The sequence below is a fragment of the Paenibacillus lacisediminis genome, assembly GCF_046567315.2.
Genome location: NZ_JBKIAX020000003.1, coordinates 352,840 through 370,299 on the forward strand (window position 1 = coordinate 352,840; position 17,460 = coordinate 370,299).

General features: G+C 46.3%; 13 protein-coding genes, 1 pseudogene and 1 other annotated feature. Of the genes and pseudogenes, 9 read left to right on the forward strand and 5 right to left on the reverse strand.

Translation table 11 applies throughout. From position 1 onward, the window contains the following. The gene (locus tag ACLD72_RS07795) at positions 1-1,077 is read right to left on the reverse strand and encodes a glycoside hydrolase family 88/105 protein (RefSeq protein ID WP_458475682.1); all 1,077 of its coding nucleotides are present in this window, start codon (positions 1,075-1,077) and stop codon (positions 1-3) included. A 156-nt stretch (positions 1,078-1,233) separates the two neighbouring features. On the opposite strand from ACLD72_RS07795, the gene ACLD72_RS07800 reads away from it, so the two are divergent. The 4 genes from ACLD72_RS07800 (at position 1,234) to ppsA (ending at position 8,557) form a co-directional block, all read left to right on the forward strand. Further along, positions 1,234-2,064 (forward strand): helix-turn-helix domain-containing protein, encoded by an 831-nt coding sequence (locus ACLD72_RS07800; RefSeq protein WP_410998867.1) that lies wholly within the window; start codon positions 1,234-1,236, stop codon positions 2,062-2,064. A 300-nt stretch (positions 2,065-2,364) separates the two neighbouring features. After that, positions 2,365-4,779, forward strand: a complete 2,415-nt coding sequence (gene helD, locus ACLD72_RS07805) for an RNA polymerase recycling motor HelD (RefSeq protein WP_410998869.1) — start codon at positions 2,365-2,367, stop codon at positions 4,777-4,779. A 176-nt stretch (positions 4,780-4,955) separates the two neighbouring features. Continuing rightward, a complete protein-coding gene (locus ACLD72_RS07810; RefSeq protein WP_410998871.1) occupies positions 4,956-5,681 on the forward strand; it encodes a CAP domain-containing protein in 726 nt (241 codons plus the stop codon). 254 nt (positions 5,682-5,935) lie between these two features. After that, on the forward strand, positions 5,936-8,557 hold the full coding sequence (gene ppsA / locus ACLD72_RS07815) for a phosphoenolpyruvate synthase (protein WP_410998873.1): 2,622 nt from the start codon (positions 5,936-5,938) through the stop codon (positions 8,555-8,557). A gap of 318 nt (positions 8,558-8,875) precedes the next feature. Here ppsA and ACLD72_RS07820 read toward each other — a convergent pair whose 3' ends face one another. Next, positions 8,876-9,838 (reverse strand): helix-turn-helix transcriptional regulator, encoded by a 963-nt coding sequence (locus ACLD72_RS07820; protein WP_410998875.1) that lies wholly within the window; start codon positions 9,836-9,838, stop codon positions 8,876-8,878. A 110-nt stretch (positions 9,839-9,948) separates the two neighbouring features. Here ACLD72_RS07820 and ACLD72_RS07825 point away from each other — a divergent pair, with 110 nt between their 5' ends. Both ACLD72_RS07825 and ACLD72_RS07830 read left to right on the forward strand, forming a co-directional pair. Next, positions 9,949-10,428 carry a GyrI-like domain-containing protein gene (locus tag ACLD72_RS07825; protein ID WP_410998877.1) on the forward strand — a complete coding sequence of 160 codons (480 nt, stop codon included), beginning with the start codon at positions 9,949-9,951 and terminating at the stop codon, positions 10,426-10,428. A gap of 22 nt (positions 10,429-10,450) precedes the next feature. Further along, complete coding sequence (locus ACLD72_RS07830; protein WP_251587418.1) at positions 10,451-10,915, forward strand: phage tail protein; 465 nt, start codon at positions 10,451-10,453, stop codon at positions 10,913-10,915. Positions 10,916-11,051: 136 nt separating this feature from the next. On the opposite strand, the gene ACLD72_RS07835 is transcribed toward ACLD72_RS07830, so the two are convergent. Together ACLD72_RS07835 and ACLD72_RS07840 are read right to left on the reverse strand one after the other, a co-directional pair. Next, positions 11,052-11,927 carry a TetR/AcrR family transcriptional regulator gene (locus tag ACLD72_RS07835; protein WP_410998879.1) on the reverse strand — a complete coding sequence of 292 codons (876 nt, stop codon included), beginning with the start codon at positions 11,925-11,927 and terminating at the stop codon, positions 11,052-11,054. A 69-nt stretch (positions 11,928-11,996) separates the two neighbouring features. Then, a complete protein-coding gene (locus tag ACLD72_RS07840) occupies positions 11,997-12,275 on the reverse strand; it encodes a DUF1648 domain-containing protein (protein WP_155620058.1) in 279 nt (92 codons plus the stop codon). Between the two features lie 231 nt (positions 12,276-12,506). Here ACLD72_RS07840 and ACLD72_RS07845 point away from each other — a divergent pair, with 231 nt between their 5' ends. After that, a complete protein-coding gene (locus ACLD72_RS07845) occupies positions 12,507-12,845 on the forward strand; it encodes a hypothetical protein (RefSeq protein ID WP_410998881.1) in 339 nt (112 codons plus the stop codon). Positions 12,846-12,898: 53 nt separating this feature from the next. Then, positions 12,899-13,163: a binding site (T-box leader), on the forward strand. 310 nt (positions 13,164-13,473) lie between these two features. Then, a pseudogene (locus tag ACLD72_RS07850) lies at positions 13,474-13,892 on the forward strand (MFS transporter); the annotation flags it as partial. Positions 13,893-13,929: 37 nt separating this feature from the next. On the opposite strand, the gene ACLD72_RS07855 reads toward ACLD72_RS07850, so the two are convergent. After that, complete coding sequence (locus tag ACLD72_RS07855) at positions 13,930-14,118, reverse strand: hypothetical protein (protein ID WP_240751770.1); 189 nt, start codon at positions 14,116-14,118, stop codon at positions 13,930-13,932. Positions 14,119-14,632: 514 nt separating this feature from the next. On the opposite strand from ACLD72_RS07855, the gene ACLD72_RS07860 reads away from it, so the two are divergent. Next, a complete protein-coding gene (locus ACLD72_RS07860) occupies positions 14,633-17,386 on the forward strand; it encodes a family 78 glycoside hydrolase catalytic domain (RefSeq protein WP_410998885.1) in 2,754 nt (917 codons plus the stop codon). Positions 17,387-17,460 lie beyond the last annotated feature (74 nt).

The following is a 17,460-nucleotide window of genomic DNA, read 5'->3' on the forward strand; positions in this document are numbered from 1 at the left end:
CTAATTTATCGCCAGATTCATCTCTACGCACATAAGGATGAAGGCGCCCGCGCCGTGCAGGTCATTTTCGCTGGTTGGGCGGGCGATATAGTGGGCGTAGTCGCCGATTCCCGTGCCGATGCAAATGTTGCCGATCACAACGTTGCCGTTCTCGTCGAACTTCAGCGTATCGATGACGCCTTGGTAGCCTTTCCAGGCATACTCCATGTACTTGGCATCCAGATAGCCGAACCGGACGGCCTTGGCCATGGCATGCACGAACAGCGCCGAACAGGAATTTTCCAGCCAGTTATCCGGGCGGTCACCTTTGTCGATGACCTGGTACCACAGGCCGGTGGCGGGATCTTGATAGTTCGTCAGAGCGATCAGCAGATCCTGGACAATGGTAACGAGCTTTGCTTTATCCGGATGATCCTCCGGCATGTGTTCGAACATTTCCAGCAAGGCGACGGGATACCAGCCAATGGCGCGGCCCCAGAACTCCGGCGCGAGACCGGTGACGGGGTCGGCCCAAGCTGCCTTTTTAGTTTCGTCCCAGCCGTGGTACAGCAAGCCGGTGGCCGGGTCTTTCGTATGCTCCTCCATGAGCAGCGCCTGGAAGGCCATCATATCGAAATATTCACTGTCTCCAAATGTATTGGCAAATTGCACGGCAATCGGGCCAGCCATATACAAGCCGTCCAGCCACATTTGATTCGGATAATGCCCCTTATGCCAGAATCCGCCAGACGGATTTGTCGGCCACGACTTTAGCAGAGGCACTAGGTTGTGCAGCGCTTTTTTGTACCGCTCGTCTCCCGTCTGCTCGTAGAGAGTGAAGAGCAGCACGCCGGGCTGAATGTCGTCGAGCTCGTCGGAATTAAATTTTTTGATGCTGCCGTCCTCGCGAACCTGGCTGTCCACCCACCGTTTCATGTAGTCGTACAGCTTTTGTTCGCCGGTCTGGCGCCAGCATTTCTCCATGCCGGACAGAAAAACGCCTTGATGATAGTGGAACCGGTCCGGCGGAAGCTTTTCCGGCTCGAATTTGGCCATGATCGCTTCGCAGGCTTTTTGCGCCCATTTTATCGGGTTCATAAGGGATGAAGCGGTTTGCATGCGTATCCTTCCTCCTTGGTTGTTTGTACTCCTATTCTAGCATCGGAATATGTACATGTTTTGCGGAATATCGCCCTTTCTTCTTATTTCTTGCGGTATAATGAACAACAGGTGTGGAAGGGGGAGCTGAGCGGCTTGGGAGATCTTTATTTCGAGAATGATACAGGCACTTTCCAGGTGTCCCACCGGAAAGCATTAAGCCACCATATGCCGGCGAGCCATTTTCACAGCACTTACGAAATTTATTACTTGATGTCCGGCAAGCGGGAATTTTTTATTCAGGACCGGACGGTTACGATTAACGAAGGCGATGTCGTCATCATTGCTCCTAATATTCTGCATCGTACGACCAATGCGGAGCGGCCGAAACATGAGCGGTTCATTATCAACATGCACGAACGGTTATTTTCGCCGGACGGCTCACACAAGGAGACGCTTCGGCCTTTGCTGGATCGGGATTACCTGATCATGAACGGCTCATTGCGCAATAGGCAGCCGATCGAAACACTTTCCAGAGCGATTATTCAGGAGATGCGGGAACGCGGAAGCGGCTTCGAATTGTTTGCCCAGACGCTCGCTGTACAGCTGCTCATCATGTGCTGCCGGCACTTCCGGCAACAGGATGTGGTGCTCCCGGCATCGCCAAGTCCGATGCACGAACGAATATCGGAGAGCGTCCGCTATATTAACGAGCATTACATGGAGGAACTATCGCTACATTTGCTGGCGGATAGGTTTTATGTCAGTCCTTATTATTTAAGCCGCTCCTTCAAAGAGGCGACAGGCTTTGCGTTCGTAGAGTACGTGAACAGCGTGCGGATCAAAGAAGCCAAGAAGCTGCTCGAAGGCTCTTCCATAAAGGTCAACTTGATCGCGAGGAAGGTAGGCTTCGGAAGTGTGACGCATTTCGGCCGAGTGTTCAAGGCGGTCACGGGCCATGCGCCATTGCATTATAGAAGGAAATAATAGTATACAATTTCCTGAAAAATTTTAAGGAGAGCGAGATAGATGCTCTACAAAGCAAAATAAGCTTTCTATAATCGCCCGCAAAGGGGGTTATGGAAAGCTTTTTGCCTATTGGTACGATACAAAAAAATAATTGAACGCAAAAAAGCGCTATGTTATAATCATTAGCGCACTGAAAAATCATGATAAAACCGATATTTTATTTTCTATTCCTAATTTAATTTTACACCGGTGACCTCTGATTTGTCAATGCTCTTTTTTTATCCAGACTTGACTAAAAAGGAGTGTGTTCAGAAGAACATGGAAGCGAAGGAATGGCGGACCGAACAAAAACGGCTGGATCGGGTTAGGGAAAAACTGAAAGCGAGAATGGACGAGCTGGAACCGAAGGTTGCCGGGCTGCACGACCAGGCTGGTGAGATTCGCAGGCGGTTCTGGGATGAAGTTACGGTCAACACGGGCTCGGACGAAGAATTTGAAGAAACATTTTATACGATCAAACAACAGGCCGCGGTGTTATCTGAACGGGAGCGTGGCCTCCGGCTTCTGACGCAACAATGGAGAAGTTTAAAACGGCTGTTACCGTCTCCTTATTTCGGACGTGTTGATTTTCTGGAGGACGGCCTGAACCAGAGTGAGCAGATTTATATCGGTGTATCTTCCTTCGTCGATGAAGATGGATTGAGCTTCCTGGTGTATGATTGGCGCAGTCCGATCGCTAGTCTTTACTACGACCATTCCCCCGGTGCGGCTTTTTACGACACGCCTGGCGGGCGGATCACCGGCACGATGGAGCTGAAACGGCAGTATCAGATCCATGACGGACAAATCCGGAATATGTTTGATGCGAACGTAACGATTGGCGACGAGCTGCTCCAGCAAATGCTGGCCAAAGGCGCGGACTCGCAAATGAAGAGTATCGTATCCACCATTCAAAAGGAGCAAAACGCCATCATCCGAAACGATGATAGCCGGCTGCTTATCGTGCAAGGGGCCGCTGGCAGCGGGAAGACCTCCGCGGCTTTGCAGCGTGTGGCGTATTTGCTGTACAAAAACCGCGATTCGCTTAAGGCTGACCAGATCGTTCTTTTCTCGCCGAATCCGATTTTTAACAGTTACGTATCCTCCGTCCTTCCCGAGCTCGGCGAGGAGAACATGCAGCAGACGACTTTGCAGGAATATCTCGAATATTGGCTTGGTTCATCCTTACGTCTGGAGGACCCCTTCGATCAAATCGAATATGTGCTGACCGCTCGATCAGCTGCCAATGATGAGGCACGCCTTCAGGGGATAAAGTACAAAGCGTCCGAGGCTTTCTTGAGAGCACTGGAGAACTATGCGCAGTGGCTGGGGCGGGAAGGCATGCTTTTCAACGGCATTCGGTTTCGGGACCGCGATCTGATCACCGCAGAGCAAATGAGATCACAATTTTACAGTTACGACCCCACCTTGCGCTTGGCCAATCGTGTCGAGCTCCTGCAGAAATGGCTGCTAAAGGAGCTGTCACTGCTGGAACGCCAGGAACGCGGGGCGTCCTGGGTAGAGGAGGAGCTCCAATATCTTGACAGCGAGCAATACGCGGAAGTATTCGGCGAGCTGCACAAGGATAGGGAAGTCTTTGACATTGCTGAGCGTTACGCCGTAGTTTACGAGAAAATAAGCAAAAAGCGCCGGGGAGATGAAGGCGACTTTGACTTTGCCGAACGGGAGGAAGATTTGCTCAGCCAAAGGATTGTGAAGATGAGCTTCAAACCGCTAAGGCAAAGCGTGAGGAAATTATCGTTTATCGATGTCCAAGGCTTATACGTCCAATTGTTTAGCGATGAAGCTGCTTACCGGGAGAAGACGAATGAGACCGATATCCTTGTTCTATGGCCTGAAATCTGCAAGCAAACCAAAGAAAAGCTGGACCGGCTCGAATTATTTTATGAGGATGCGACTCCGTATTTGTATTTAAAAGAACTGATCGAAGGCGTGCGGACAAACACGGAGATTCGGCATGTCTTCGTTGATGAGGGGCAGGATTATTCGCTGTTTCAATATGAGTATCTCAAAAAACTGTTTCCCCGTGCCCGCATGACGGTACTCGGCGATTTCGGGCAGGTGATCTTTACGCAGTCTACAAACCTGCAGGAGTCCGATTCGCCGCTGTTTCGGCTTTATGGCGAATCCGAAACAAGCTTGATCCGTCTGGTGCGCAGCTATCGTTCAACACGGGAAATTGTGGAATTTACGAAAGAACTGCTCGCTGATGGGTCGGAAATCGTCCCCTTTGCAAGGAGCGGACCGAAACCTCTTCTTGTGAGGTTAGAAGGCGGGAAGGAGCGTGACGCGCAAATGTCGCAGGACATCGCGGCGCTTAAAGCCGCAGGCTTCGACTCGATTGCCGTCATTACGAAGACGGCGGCCGAAAGCCGAACCGCCTTTGAATCATTACGGACGCAAGGAAGCGAAGCATTGCAGCTCATTACGAAGGAGACAGTTACCTTTGTGAAAGGAGCGGTGGTTATACCCGTATATCTCGCCAAGGGTATCGAGTTTGATGCCGTTCTGATTTATGAGGCTTCACCTCAAGCTTACGGCCGGGACAACGATCGCAAGCTTCTGTATACCGCATGTACGCGGGCCATGCACCGGCTTCAGCTTTACACGACGGCCGATTGGTCGCCGTTTGTGCAGGTATTGCCGGCGAATTTGTATGAGAAAGCAACATAATGACGGCTAGCGCGAATCGACTTCGATCCGCCCGCATGCAAATAGCCTTGGCCATAAGTCGGCCAAGGCTATTTTTGCTGATTATGTCAGTCTGTCCGTGTAAGAATAAATCGAGGCCCCGCAGGAAAAATTAATTTCAGTTATTCATTACTTTAACAAACAGAGGAGATTGGAATATGGCAAAGTACATTATATTGGCAGTAATATTGCTGGTATCAGGCTGTTCAACCGGCAACAATGCGGCGGGAAACAACGCGGTAAAGAATCCTTCCATGAAAGCTCATACGGCCGCACCAGCTCCTGTCACCACACAGGCGTCTTCAATAGCTACATCGACTCGGGCTCACGGATCGGTTAGGATAAAAGAAACTCCCGATGGTTTTCCTTCCAATATAGGGGACTTCATCCCTCCTGCCGGAAATCCGGCAAACCAGGCACCTGCCAATCCGACCAATCAAGTTCCATCAAGACCAACGAATCCGACACCTGCAACGCCTTCACCTACTACAGGCACTACAGGACAAGCTCAGGATTCCTCCCAATTTGCGCAGCAAGTGCTGGATTTGGTCAATAAGGAAAGAAGCAAAGCGGGTTTAAGCGCTCTCACCATGAGTTCTGAATTGGCCAATATGGCTATGGTCAAGGCAAAAGACATGTATAACAATAACTACTTCGATCATAATTCCCCAACACACGGCTCCCCGTTCGATATGATGAAGGAGTTCGGAATCACCTACAATTCAGCCGGTGAAAATATTGCTAAAGGGCAAAGCACCCCTACTCAAGTGATGAACGATTGGATGAACAGTCCTGGGCATAAAGCCAATATTTTAAATAGCTCCTACACCAAAATCGGTGTTGCTTACTACAATAGCGAGTGGGTGCAGGAATTCACGGGGTAAGCCGGAACATAGGGGAATGCGCTTAGTATTTTACATTTTGGAAGTAGCCATTAATAGCGGGAAATCAAAAAAGAACCTGGGCAATTTTGCCAGGTTCTTTAATATTGCATATGAACAGACACGATGATATAATCGGATCACGACCGTGTTCGTGGGGGTGAACATAAATATCTCATCTTACATTTTAAGTGTACCATGCCGGTAAACTCTTGTCAAATGTTTTTTCTCAATTTAATGGTTAGGAGAGATGCAGAATGAGTTCTTTGGTTCTCGGCTTTAAGGAAATCGAAAAAACACAGCTTTCGCTCGTTGGCGGAAAAGGGTTGAATTTAGGTGAGTTATCAAAACTAAAAGGAATACAAATACCTGAAGGATTTTGTGTTACAACCGCGGGATTTCAAAAAGCCATCGAACAAAACGAACCGTATCATGCTTTGCTGGGTCAACTAACCATGTTAAAAGCAGAAGATCGAGATCAAATTGGCGAAATCAGCAGGGAGATTCGGCAAATCCTTATGGAAGTTGAAATTCCTTCCGATGTGGTGAAAGCAGTAGCTCACTATCTATCCCAGTTTGGCGAGGAGTATGCTTATGCCGTGCGTTCCAGTGCGACTGCTGAAGATTTGCCGCATGCCTCTTTTGCCGGTCAACAAGACACCTATTTAAATATCATCGGCGTCGATGCGATCTTGCAGCATATCAGCAAATGCTGGGCGTCCCTGTTTACGGATCGCGCGGTCATCTACCGTATGCAGAACGGATTTGACCATAGCCAAGTTTATTTATCCGTTATCGTTCAAAGGATGGTTTTCCCGCAGGCTTCGGGGATTTTATTTACCGCTGATCCGATGACCGGAAGCCGAAAGCTGCTATCTATCGATGCCAGTTTTGGACTTGGAGAAGCGCTGGTCTCCGGCTTGGTATCTGCTGATGGATATAAAGTGCTGGAAGGGGAAATCATCGATAAGCGGATAGCCACCAAAAAATTGGCGATCTATGGAAGGAAAGAAGGCGGAACAGAGACACGGCAGATCGATCCCGATCAGCAAAAGACGCAAACCCTTGCGGATGAGCAAATTTTACAACTGGCGGGCATCGGAAGACAGATCGAAGCTTATTTCGGCCAGCCGCAAGATATCGAATGGTGTTTGGCTGACGGCACTTTTTATATCGTCCAAAGCCGTCCAATCACGACTTTATACCCGATCCCTGAAGCGAATGATCAGGAAAATCACGTTTATGTATCCGTCGGTCACCAGCAAATGATGACCGACCCCATGAAACCATTGGGATTGTCTTTTTACCTGTTGCTAACTCCTGCGCCCATGCGTAAAGCCGGCGGAAGGTTGTTTGTTGATGTTTCACTTATGCTGGCTTCACCTTCCGGCAGAGAAACTTTAATAAATGTCCTGGGAAAAAACGATCCGCTCATAAAAGATGCATTGACGACCGTCATAGAGCGGGGGAATTTTATAAAATCGGTACCGGATGACAAGGAAGAACAGAGTAACGGAAAAGGCAATCAAGGTCCGGCGCTTGCGGATTATCAAACACTAAACGATTACGATCCGACAATCGTTTCTGATTTGATTAAGCGAAGTGAATCATCGATCGAGGAGTTAAAACATAAGATCCAAACGAAATCAGGAGCCGATCTATTTGATTTTATCCTGGAAGATATCCAGGAATTAAGGAAGAGGAAGAGCGTATCTGATCCACGAAGCTTTGGTGTGATTATGACTGCTATGAATGCTTCATCATGGATCAATGAAAAAATGCTGGAGTGGTTGGGTGAAAAAAACGCAGCAGATACGCTGTCTCAATCTGTACCAAACAATATCACTTCGGAAATGGGTCTGGCTCTAATGGATGTCGCAGATGTGATACGTCCTTATCCGGAAGTCATTGACTATTTACAACATGTGCAAGATGATAACTTTTTGGATGAACTGCTTAAGTTGGATGGAGGGCAGGAAACTAGGGAGGCGATCTGTGCTTTTCTGGGCAAATACGGAATGCGATGCGCCGGAGAAATCGATATTACCAGAACCCGTTGGAGCGAAAAACCAATTACACTTGTCCCCATGATTTTGGGTAATATCAAAAACTTTGAGCCTAATGCCGGAAAGCGGAAGTTTGAGCAAGGGCGACAGGAAGCTTTGAAAAAGGAACAAGAGTTATTAGAACGATTGAAGCAATTACCGGATGGCGAACAAAAAGCCAAAGAGACAAAACGAATGATCGACCTAGTCCGCAATCTCATTGGATATCGGGAATATCCAAAATACAGTTATATTAATCGCTACTTCGTTTATAAGCAGGCTTTGCTCAAAGAAGCCGAACAACTCGTGCAAACAGGCGTTATTCGCGAAAAAGAAGATATCTACTATCTCGCCTTTGAAGAATTTCACGAAGCCGTCCGCACAAATCAACTGGATTACCAGATCATCAGCAAACGAAAAGAAGAGTACAAATTATACGAAAAACTAACTCCACCACGTGTTATCACGTCTGATGGCGAAATTATTGCAGGGGAGTACAAACGGGAAAATCTCCCCGCCGCAGCGATTGCAGGTCTGCCTGTTTCTTCAGGTGTGATCGAGGGACGAGCACGTGTCATCTTGAGTCTGGAAGATGCTAATCTGGAAGATGGAGATATATTAGTCACCGCCTTCACCGACCCTAGCTGGACACCCTTGTTTGTATCCATCAAAGGCCTAGTCACCGAAGTTGGCGGACTGATGACCCATGGAGCCGTTATCGCGCGTGAATATGGTTTACCAGCCGTTGTCGGTGTGGAGAATGCCACCAAACTGATCAAAGACGGGCAACGAATTCGCGTGAATGGAACAGAAGGATACATCGAAATATTGTAGTGGCTTTGCGATATACCGCTGGTCTGTATTCTTTCGAAGATCAATACACGCTACCCGGACGCTTTGCATGATTATCCCCTTTGATCAGATAGCCGAGAAGTGGAGAAGAGCTCGCCTCACTCCGGGCCCCTGGTGCCCCTGAACGAGAGGGATAATCGTGCAAAGGTAGCATGAGGGATACCAAGGCACGAACCCTTTAAGGGGTTGCGCGGATAGTACAGGAATTTCCCTTCGACTCTCCCAGCATTTTGGAGAAGCAGCGGTTAAAGCTCGATACGGACCTGAAGTCATATTGATTTGGTGACTGGCCGGCACTGCCTAGGGGCAGTATAAGTTTAATCTCTCTTGTAACCCTTCCAAGACTTCTTCCGGCATCTCCCTGACCTTGATATCCCCGCCTAGGAACAGCAGCCAATTTATGATTTCGGCTAATTCCTCTGAATGATGAACATGGATAAAAGCCTTTAGAATGGCAGTGGTTTGGTAAGGGTTTGTATAGGAAAGTGAAACTTTTAAAGGATGGTATTTTTTGAACTGGGCAATTGCCTTTGGACCAAGTTCAAGGACAAGGTTGATTGCTTCTTCCTGCTTGCTTAGTTGTTCTAAAATCTTTTTCTTGCTTGCTCTTTTTTTCGTAGGGTAGGGTTCTACGTCGGTGAGATTGTCGACAGGAACAATCCGCCTCTTTTCTTCCTCTAAGTCAAAGCCCTCAATTAACCATAAGCTTTTTTCACGATAAAGGTGCAAGAGATAAATGGGATACGACTTTATTTCCTTCTCTTCTTCGATGGAAACCAATAAATAGCTGTCCAACAGCAGGATTTGGATAAGCTTTTCCAACATAGGATGGGGCAGGTCTGACAGATCAAGCAGGTCGGGATTATGGGGGTTGGTCCCTTCAAACAGCAATATTTCATTTAAAAGTACCAGGTCATCCTGCTGGTTTTCCGAGATCAGGCCGAGTAACTTTTCAGCTAAAGACTGACGACTCTTTAGATAAGGAAGTTGTTGATTTCTTGTGGCCATAAAGGCAATAAACAGAGCTTTAATTTCATTATCGGTAAAGCGGACCGTGGGCAGGACAGAGTTGTTCATGACAAAATAACCCCCATCCCTTCCAACTTCAGCGACAAGCGGGATCCCCATGGCTTCAATTTCCCGGATATCTCGAATCGCTGTCGAACGAGAGATGTTGAATTCTTGCATGATTTCAGAAATGGTAAAGTGGGCGCGGTTGTTGATATATCGCATGATGGTATTAATCCGTTCGACTTTTTTCATCGGGCTCCCCTAAACAGTATCATTTTTTGACATGATTTATGGTTATTATAAACCCATCAAGTGAAAAGACAAATCATTTGATAAATTTTAAAAAAAGGAAGGTTTTGAATATGGCAAATTATACTCTTGAGGAAAAAGACAGCTTTACCGTTGTAGGCATTGGTACTGAGCTTAAGAGCGATTATACGGACTATGCCGGCATAAACAAAGAAAAGGCAGATTTTTGGCAGGCAGTGAAACAAGATGGAACGCTTGACACTTTAAAGGCTGTAGCCGAAAATGACTACATTTTTGCCGTGAACGAAGCGGTGAATAACAAGATGATGCATTATGCTGGTGTCATGAGCGAGGCCTCGCTACCGGAAGCAACCAGGGTTATTCAATTTCCTAAGGGGGAATACCTGGTTGTTAAAGGGGAAGGGAAGTCGGCTGAAGAGCTAAATAATACGCTTGCCGGCATTGCCTTTGGCCAAGCCTTGCCGGAAGCAAAAGATTTTGCCTATGTTGGCGGGCCAAATACATCGGTTGTGATGGGGCAGCGAAATGGTTTAGTATTTGGTGAAATGTGGATTCCTGTGGTTAGGAAATAAAGAGATCAAAGGGGGTATGAGCATGTCCTATATCGTTGACTTTAAAAATGTGTCTACGGTTGGCTTAGAGTCTTCACCCGTAGCAGAAGCGCTTGCTGGTTTACGAGCGAATGAAGCTCGTTACTTTATGAACAAATATAAGCATGAATTTACGGTTGTACCGGCTAGCGAAAGCCAGGAGACCCTTGATTATGTGAACCGGATTTTGAAAGAAGAACGTAATATTGAGTTTGCGGCCAAACCTTTAGAGACGTCGCGTTTTCAAGTGGAAAATATCAAAATGGCCTACGTCTTTTATGAGGATGGGCTTGGGCTCAATGTCATGTATACGGTTGATGACCCTAAGAAGCGGGCCGTTGGTTTCAAACTTTCCGAAGGGATGGAAGTGCCCAAGGAATTAGAAGAGAAATTTAAGTTTGCCCGGCAGAAGTCTAAACTGGCCGGAACCATCCGAGGCTCGTTTTTTGTAATAAAAGGGGAATATTAAAGAAAGCAAAATCGCACCAAAACAACCAGGCAGCCAGATCGTTTTGCCGACCGGCTGCCTGATTCATGATTTGATTACACGAATTTATTCATTCCTAGCATCATGAAAGCAGGGCTATGGGCCTTACACCAGCTCGTTAAATCAAAGGGAGAAGCTGATTCGCATAAAAGGAAAGCTCGCTTTCCGACTGCAAATCACGAAGGAGCGCAAGCTGCAGGAAACGTCTCGGCTGTTCCTGCCCGGATTCCTCCTGGAGCATGGCGGTGACCTCCGCCAATTCTTGCTTTCTCTGATTCGGCACGGCGATATCCGGAATGATGGACGATATTTTGTGAATCAGCGCTTCTCTTCTCCCTTCGCGGGACGCATACACCCCCTTGAGATCGATTTGGGCATATTCCGCCATGAGCTCATCGGTAAGAAGGGGAGGGCCAGACCGTTTTCTCAATCCCTCTACGAGATCGTCCATCCGTTCAGCGATGAACAAAGCTAACTCTTTTTTATCGATAGGCATGTATCCGAAAAGCAGGTGAAAGGTATATTCCCGTATAAGGCCGCTCAGCATAGCGGCAGCATCCCATTTCCAATGCTCAATGGCCTGTCCGTACTGACGGGTGAGAATGTCTTGATAATACAGAAACATGCTTTTTCTCATACTGCTCAGAACGTTTTCGATTTTATCGTTGTTGACGGGAGGGAGCTCGTTATGATCCCGCGAAATATAATAGCCGTGCTTTATGTAAAAATCGAACTGGCAGGCAAGCTCCTCCAGGTAGGTTTCCCTTTTGGGCAGCTGCATTTTTTGGATTCGATCGACTGCATCGATCATGTCCTGCTGACGCTTCTCCAAAATGCTGATGTACAGTTCTTCTTTTGAGTCAAAATGCTTGTATAGCGAACCCTTGGCAATGCTGCAATCATCGGCGATATCCTGTATGGACGTCGCCTGGTACCCTTTTTCCGCGAACAGCCGAATCGCCGACTGCAAAATTTTCTCCTTCAGCACACTCATCCGTGCCGCCTCCTTCGGTAACGTCTAATAAGAATTCATTTCTGGATTTGAGGATCCCCATCGTAAAAGTCATATGACGACGGCATTGTAGAGAAGATAGAGATGGAGCAGTGCGCAGAAGTAGATACCCCAGACCATCTTGAACTCCAGTTTCCGCAGAAGCAGCCCGATGGTCATCAGCACCGGAAAAATAAACAGCCCGACATACTTATTAATGAACCGATCGGCATGGCCGCCATTAAAATGAATCGGAATGTGAAGGGGACAAAAGCCTAACACGGCAATTGATAACAAAAACGAAAAGATAACGACTGCAGTCATTACCTTGAAATCAGAAAACGAATTCATAATCCAACTCCTCCAGCATAATGATATTTCCCACGGGACCCAGGGCGGGAACCAGCAACATCGGAATTCCGAACATCCCGATTATGGAGCCTCTCTTCTGTTCCCTCTGCTTTGACCAATTAGTTCTTGAAAAAACTATCAGGTCACTTTAGAATTATCTTATCGAGCCGCAAGAATAATGTCAAATTCTAAGGTGGATCCAGCTATTTTCTGAAAGGAGGTGAAACAGAGATGACAAGTCCAATTGCTGCGAACGGAATGTTTACGCCAGAGTTTGCGGCCTACACCAAGTTGACTTTAGTCAACCGTTTTCAAAATGAATTGAAGGGGAGCCCGCAGCCTCAATCTTCACGTTCCATGACCTTTGATCAGTTTATGTCAGCACTTGATGATCAACGTGTAATCAATCCAACCTTTGCGCGTAAGATACCGTCTGAAGAAGTGGAGTATAACCGCATTTATCAACAGCAGAATGGTGAGAACGAATTTGCGCGAAACCGGTATGAAGCGATTATGAAAGCTTATCAGTGGGGCCTAGTCGACTTGAACGGCGTCCTGATCATGAAGTAACCCGATTGACATTTCTTTATGCGGTAGATATAATTTGCATTACCTTGATATGGAAAAAAGCTACGAAGAGAAAGAGTAACGGGAAGGCAGCTTACCCAGAGGGCTCCGGTTGGTGAAAAGGAGCAAAGATGTTTCCCGCGAATATGGTCTCTGAGCCGCGCATCGAACCCTCAATCCGGAAGTAGGTTGTGCCGGGAACCCGCACCCGTTATCGTGCTAGAGTATAACCGCGTCCTGCGGCGTACTTGAAGAGGTGAATGTCATAAGACATTGATGAAACTGGGTGGTACCACGTGAGCTAAGACTCTCGTCCCTTTAGGGATGGGAGTCTTTTTGTTATTGGCTTTAGCCAGTTGAACTCGCGAAGCGTGCGAAACAAAAAACCACCCGTTGGACGGGTGGTCATGATTAAAATAGTTTTAAAAAGGGTTGAAAGGGGGGGAGCATGACAACTTACACGTATAATACGATTCAGGTTAAGAAGATGAATATTGAGTTGGTTAAAAATGCCTTGAAAGCTCAGGGGATAGCTACAAAAGCATCCATTGCCGGCCTGACCAAGCTTAGCGATGCCACCTGCGGAACGATACTTAACGAGCTGCTTGCCAAAGGTGAAGTCATACAAAGAATGGAAAAAAGTATAGGCAAGTTCAACAAAAGTTTACGCCATGCAGCTGGCAAGCATTTTTATTGGATTCGTTATCTTCGGGTTTTCGGAAAATATTAAAGGACCGGCAATACCACGCGTTCAATTCGATTTTATGCGAAGTGAATCACAACTTGGTACTTTGTTATCCTTGAACGTCCTTGATAGCCTGTTCCTCTACAGCTTATTTGGCCAAAATATGGGGGATCAAATGGGTAACCGTAGCCGCGTTCGCCTCTATGGCTGCATCCGGTATCCTCATTTTCTTCTCCCATTATTATCCGACGTTCTCAGCTTCGTATTTCCTGATGTATATCGGCAACGGGATGCTGGAAATTGGTCTGGCCATTCTAAGCGCTCGGATTTTCGTGAAAAACACTGGAATGATGATGAATAGATCAAGAACCATGTGAGAAAAACACCCCTTGAGGAGTCCTTTTACTTAGGTGATGAAGACAGAAGATATTTCTTTAAGCTTGAATCTCTACAAAGGGCGAAAAGCTTCAAGATCCGAGGTGCTTTAAATAAAATGATGACATTAACTGAATATGAAAAAAGCTGTGGCGGTTTGAACATTTTTTCTTCCCAGCCGGCAATTTCCCTCTGTACTTTATGTTCGTAATTCATCATTAATCGCTCCTCCAAAAGACTTAGCTATATTTTAATGAATATCTCCGTGGTTCGGAACAAACCCAAGGCAGGTAGCGGACCTCGACTAAAGTCCAGCATCGTTAATATTGCGAAAAATTTTGTTTTACATACTTTTAATGGCCGCATATTTGTGGCTAAGATTGGGATGAGTTTTTTTATTTGTATTGAATCGTGATTTAAAATGCAGAATCCCGACTAGCTTCCATCAACGACAAGGAGAATGACATTCGAAAGATGGAACGGCAAAGGAAGAGACCGTGTAGTGTTCTTCTTAACTATTAATCGAAATCTGCATGTACCTTCTAAATATGGCGCGTTTTCACATCGTTTTCTTTTTTGGCGTCTTGTTATGATTAATACGTTACGGACAATCAAACATACTGCAAGGAAGCATGACTTGTAAAAGTACAATCGGGGGCTCGGCGAAAATTCATTCTAGGGCCGTGGTCAGTTGCTCAGTACACTTCCGAATGGAATGGAGGATTTATATATGTTCTTTATCACCCGAGTTCAATGCAATTATTTAACGAATCCGCTTGGCATCGACAGTAAGGTGCCTGTATTTGGCTGGAGGGTATCTTCGGATAGACGTAATACCTTTCAAAAAGCCTATCAGATTATCGTGTCTCAAGATGAGCATGTCGTCTGGGACAGTGGACGGGTCGAATCAAGGCGAACATATGCGATTCCATACGAAGGTATTCCTTTAGTATCCCGTACGGAATATAGGTATCAAATCTGGGTATGGGATAACGACGAAAATCATGCGGAAAGCGAAGAAAATACATTTGAAACCGCATTTTTTAATGAAGACGATTGGATGGCTTCCTTTGTAGAACCAGAGCCTTTAGCGGTACTAGAGCAAAATCCGTATACGACTGCGGAGCAGATCTGGAATGAATTCGTCCGTAAAATGATGAAAGGCGAACAAACGGAATACGTCGATATGGACGCGCTTATGGCGAATCTGCCATTACAGCCGTACCATCCGGCGGTCATGATGCGCAAAGAATTCACTATCTTCAAAAACATAAAAAAAGCACGAATATATATGACGGCGCACGGAGTTTACGATATTCAAGTGAACGGAAGGGAGATCACGGATGCGCTCCTCTGCCCGGAGTTTACTTCTTATGATAAACTTTTGAAATACCAGATCTGTGATGTCACGGACCATCTTTTTATTGGCAGGAACGCGCTAGGCGTAACCATCGCGGATGGATGGTACAAAAGCAAGTTGGCAATCGGTCGTGGGAACGATTACGGAGATGCACCCGGTTTGTTATTGCAGTTGGAGATTTCTTACGAGGACAATACTTGTGAAACGATTCGGTCAGACGAAACTTTCCGCTATTCACACGACGGTCCTTATCGTTTCGCCGATTTATTTACCGGCGTTAAATACGATGCAAGATTGGAAATGAATGACTATTCCGTTGCGGGTTTTGACGATTCGGCATGGGCAACGGTTCGTGTGAGAGAAGATGATAAGCATCGGTTTTTTGCTCAGACGAACCCACCTATTCGAGCTGTTGAAGTGCTTAACGCACAGAGCATATTAACCACGCCCAATGGAGACACCGTTGTCGACTTCGGGCAGAACATCGCTGGTACAATAAGAGCACAAATTACCGGATACGAAGGTATGGAGATCGTGTTCGAACACAGTGAAACGTTGGACGAGTACGGAAATTTTTTCTATCCATTCTTAGGCGATCATCGCAAACAAACAGACATCTATATCTGTCATGGTAAGGGGGAAGAAAATTTTACACCGAAATTTACGTACCATGGGTTTCGTTATGTTCGAGTAAAGGGATATTCAGGAGAGTTGAAAACCGATCATTTTCAGGCTGTCGCCATCAGTTCGGATAACGAAATTGTGGGAGATTTTCGTTGTTCGGATGAGAGACTCAACCGGCTTCAATCCAATATTTTATGGAGTCAGCGTTCAAATATGATCGGCATTCCCACAGATTGTCCGACTAGAGAAAAAGCGGGTTGGACGGGAGACGTGCTCATTTATGCCAAAACGGCATTGTTTAACCAAAATCTTATCGGTTTTTTCGAGCCGTGGATCCGAAATCTTAAAGCAGATCAATTGCAAGATGGGCAAATACTCAATATTGCCCCTAAACTTAGAAGTTACATTCATATGCACTTATCTAGTTCAATAGGTTGGGGCGATGTGATCTTGACTCTGCCATGGGAGTTGTATCAGACCTACGGTAATATCAGAGTCTTGTCAGAGCATTTCGATGCTATGGAAAAGTGGATCAGGCACCTGGAAAAGGTAGCTGCGGAACTTCCTCCCGAAGCGGCTGACATGAAGGCAAGACAGTTGGAAAATCAACGGTACATCATTAATACGGGTTTTCATTTGGGGGATTGGTTAGTTCCTAGTATCTTGAACGAATCCGGGTTCGCGGATGGTCCAATGTCTTCGTATTTAACCAAAGATTTTATCTGTACATCGCTCTATGCGAACACTGTTGATATTTTCAGTCGGATTTGCCGGGAACTTGGATACATGGATAAGGCAGAGGCATATACTCGCCTGAACGAAAGAATTCGTCAAGCTTACGAGGAGGAGTTTGTTGCCGAAGACGGCAGCTTGAATAATAATTTGCAAGGAAATTACGTGCTGGCTTTGCATATGAACATGGTATCTGATGAAAAAAGGCCGCTCTTAGTGAAAAAACTCGTCGAACTTATCCGTTTAAATGGAACTCGATTGGATACCGGGTTCATGTCGGTGCCGCATATATTAGAGGTTTTATACGAAAACGGCCACCGGAATCTCGCATATGAACTCTTGTACCAGAATCAATATCCGTCCTGGCTGTATGAAATCGAAAACGGGGCGACGACCATGTGGGAATCGTGGGACGCAATTCGGCATGACGGTAAGGTGGCGGGCTGTTCCTTTAATCATTATGCTTTCGGATGCGTCGGTGACTTTATTTATCGGAGGGTGCTCGGCATTCAACAGAAAGGAATTGCTTATGAGAATGTTGTGATAAATCCTGATTTTTCCTGTCGGCTTACCTTTGCAAGCGGTTTTTATGAAAGTGTCCACGGATTAATTGGGGTAGAATGGAAACAAGATGACGAGACCCTAGAGCTAAAACTTCAAATTCCGCCGAATATTTCGGCAACTTTATTGCTTAATGACAATGAACCCATTTACCTTGGGAACGGATTGCATGTTATTAAGAAAGCGAAAATAGATTCAGGCACGTAAATTGTAATTCAATATCGAGGATGTTTAACTTGGCGGCATAGGCATATATCTATGCCGCTTTGACATTTCACTAC

What these genes read in the sequence shown, in the direction of transcription:
- ACLD72_RS07855 (WP_240751770.1), bottom strand. Translation starts at nt 14,118, where the DNA reads ATGAATTACGAACATAAAGTACAGAGGGAAATTGCCGGCTGGGAAGAA.
- ppsA (WP_410998873.1), top strand. Translation starts at nt 5,936, where the DNA reads ATGAGTTCTTTGGTTCTCGGCTTTAAGGAAATCGAAAAAACACAGCTT.
- ACLD72_RS07810 (WP_410998871.1), top strand. Translation starts at nt 4,956, where the DNA reads ATGGCAAAGTACATTATATTGGCAGTAATATTGCTGGTATCAGGCTGT.
- ACLD72_RS07835 (WP_410998879.1), bottom strand. Translation starts at nt 11,927, where the DNA reads ATGAGTGTGCTGAAGGAGAAAATTTTGCAGTCGGCGATTCGGCTGTTC.
- ACLD72_RS07860 (WP_410998885.1), top strand. Translation starts at nt 14,633, where the DNA reads ATGTTCTTTATCACCCGAGTTCAATGCAATTATTTAACGAATCCGCTT.
- ACLD72_RS07820 (WP_410998875.1), bottom strand. Translation starts at nt 9,838, where the DNA reads ATGAAAAAAGTCGAACGGATTAATACCATCATGCGATATATCAACAAC.
- ACLD72_RS07845 (WP_410998881.1), top strand. Translation starts at nt 12,507, where the DNA reads ATGACAAGTCCAATTGCTGCGAACGGAATGTTTACGCCAGAGTTTGCG.
- helD (WP_410998869.1), top strand. Translation starts at nt 2,365, where the DNA reads ATGGAAGCGAAGGAATGGCGGACCGAACAAAAACGGCTGGATCGGGTT.
- ACLD72_RS07840 (WP_155620058.1), bottom strand. Translation starts at nt 12,275, where the DNA reads ATGAATTCGTTTTCTGATTTCAAGGTAATGACTGCAGTCGTTATCTTT.
- ACLD72_RS07830 (WP_251587418.1), top strand. Translation starts at nt 10,451, where the DNA reads ATGTCCTATATCGTTGACTTTAAAAATGTGTCTACGGTTGGCTTAGAG.
- ACLD72_RS07795 (WP_458475682.1), bottom strand. Translation starts at nt 1,077, where the DNA reads ATGAACCCGATAAAATGGGCGCAAAAAGCCTGCGAAGCGATCATGGCC.
- ACLD72_RS07825 (WP_410998877.1), top strand. Translation starts at nt 9,949, where the DNA reads ATGGCAAATTATACTCTTGAGGAAAAAGACAGCTTTACCGTTGTAGGC.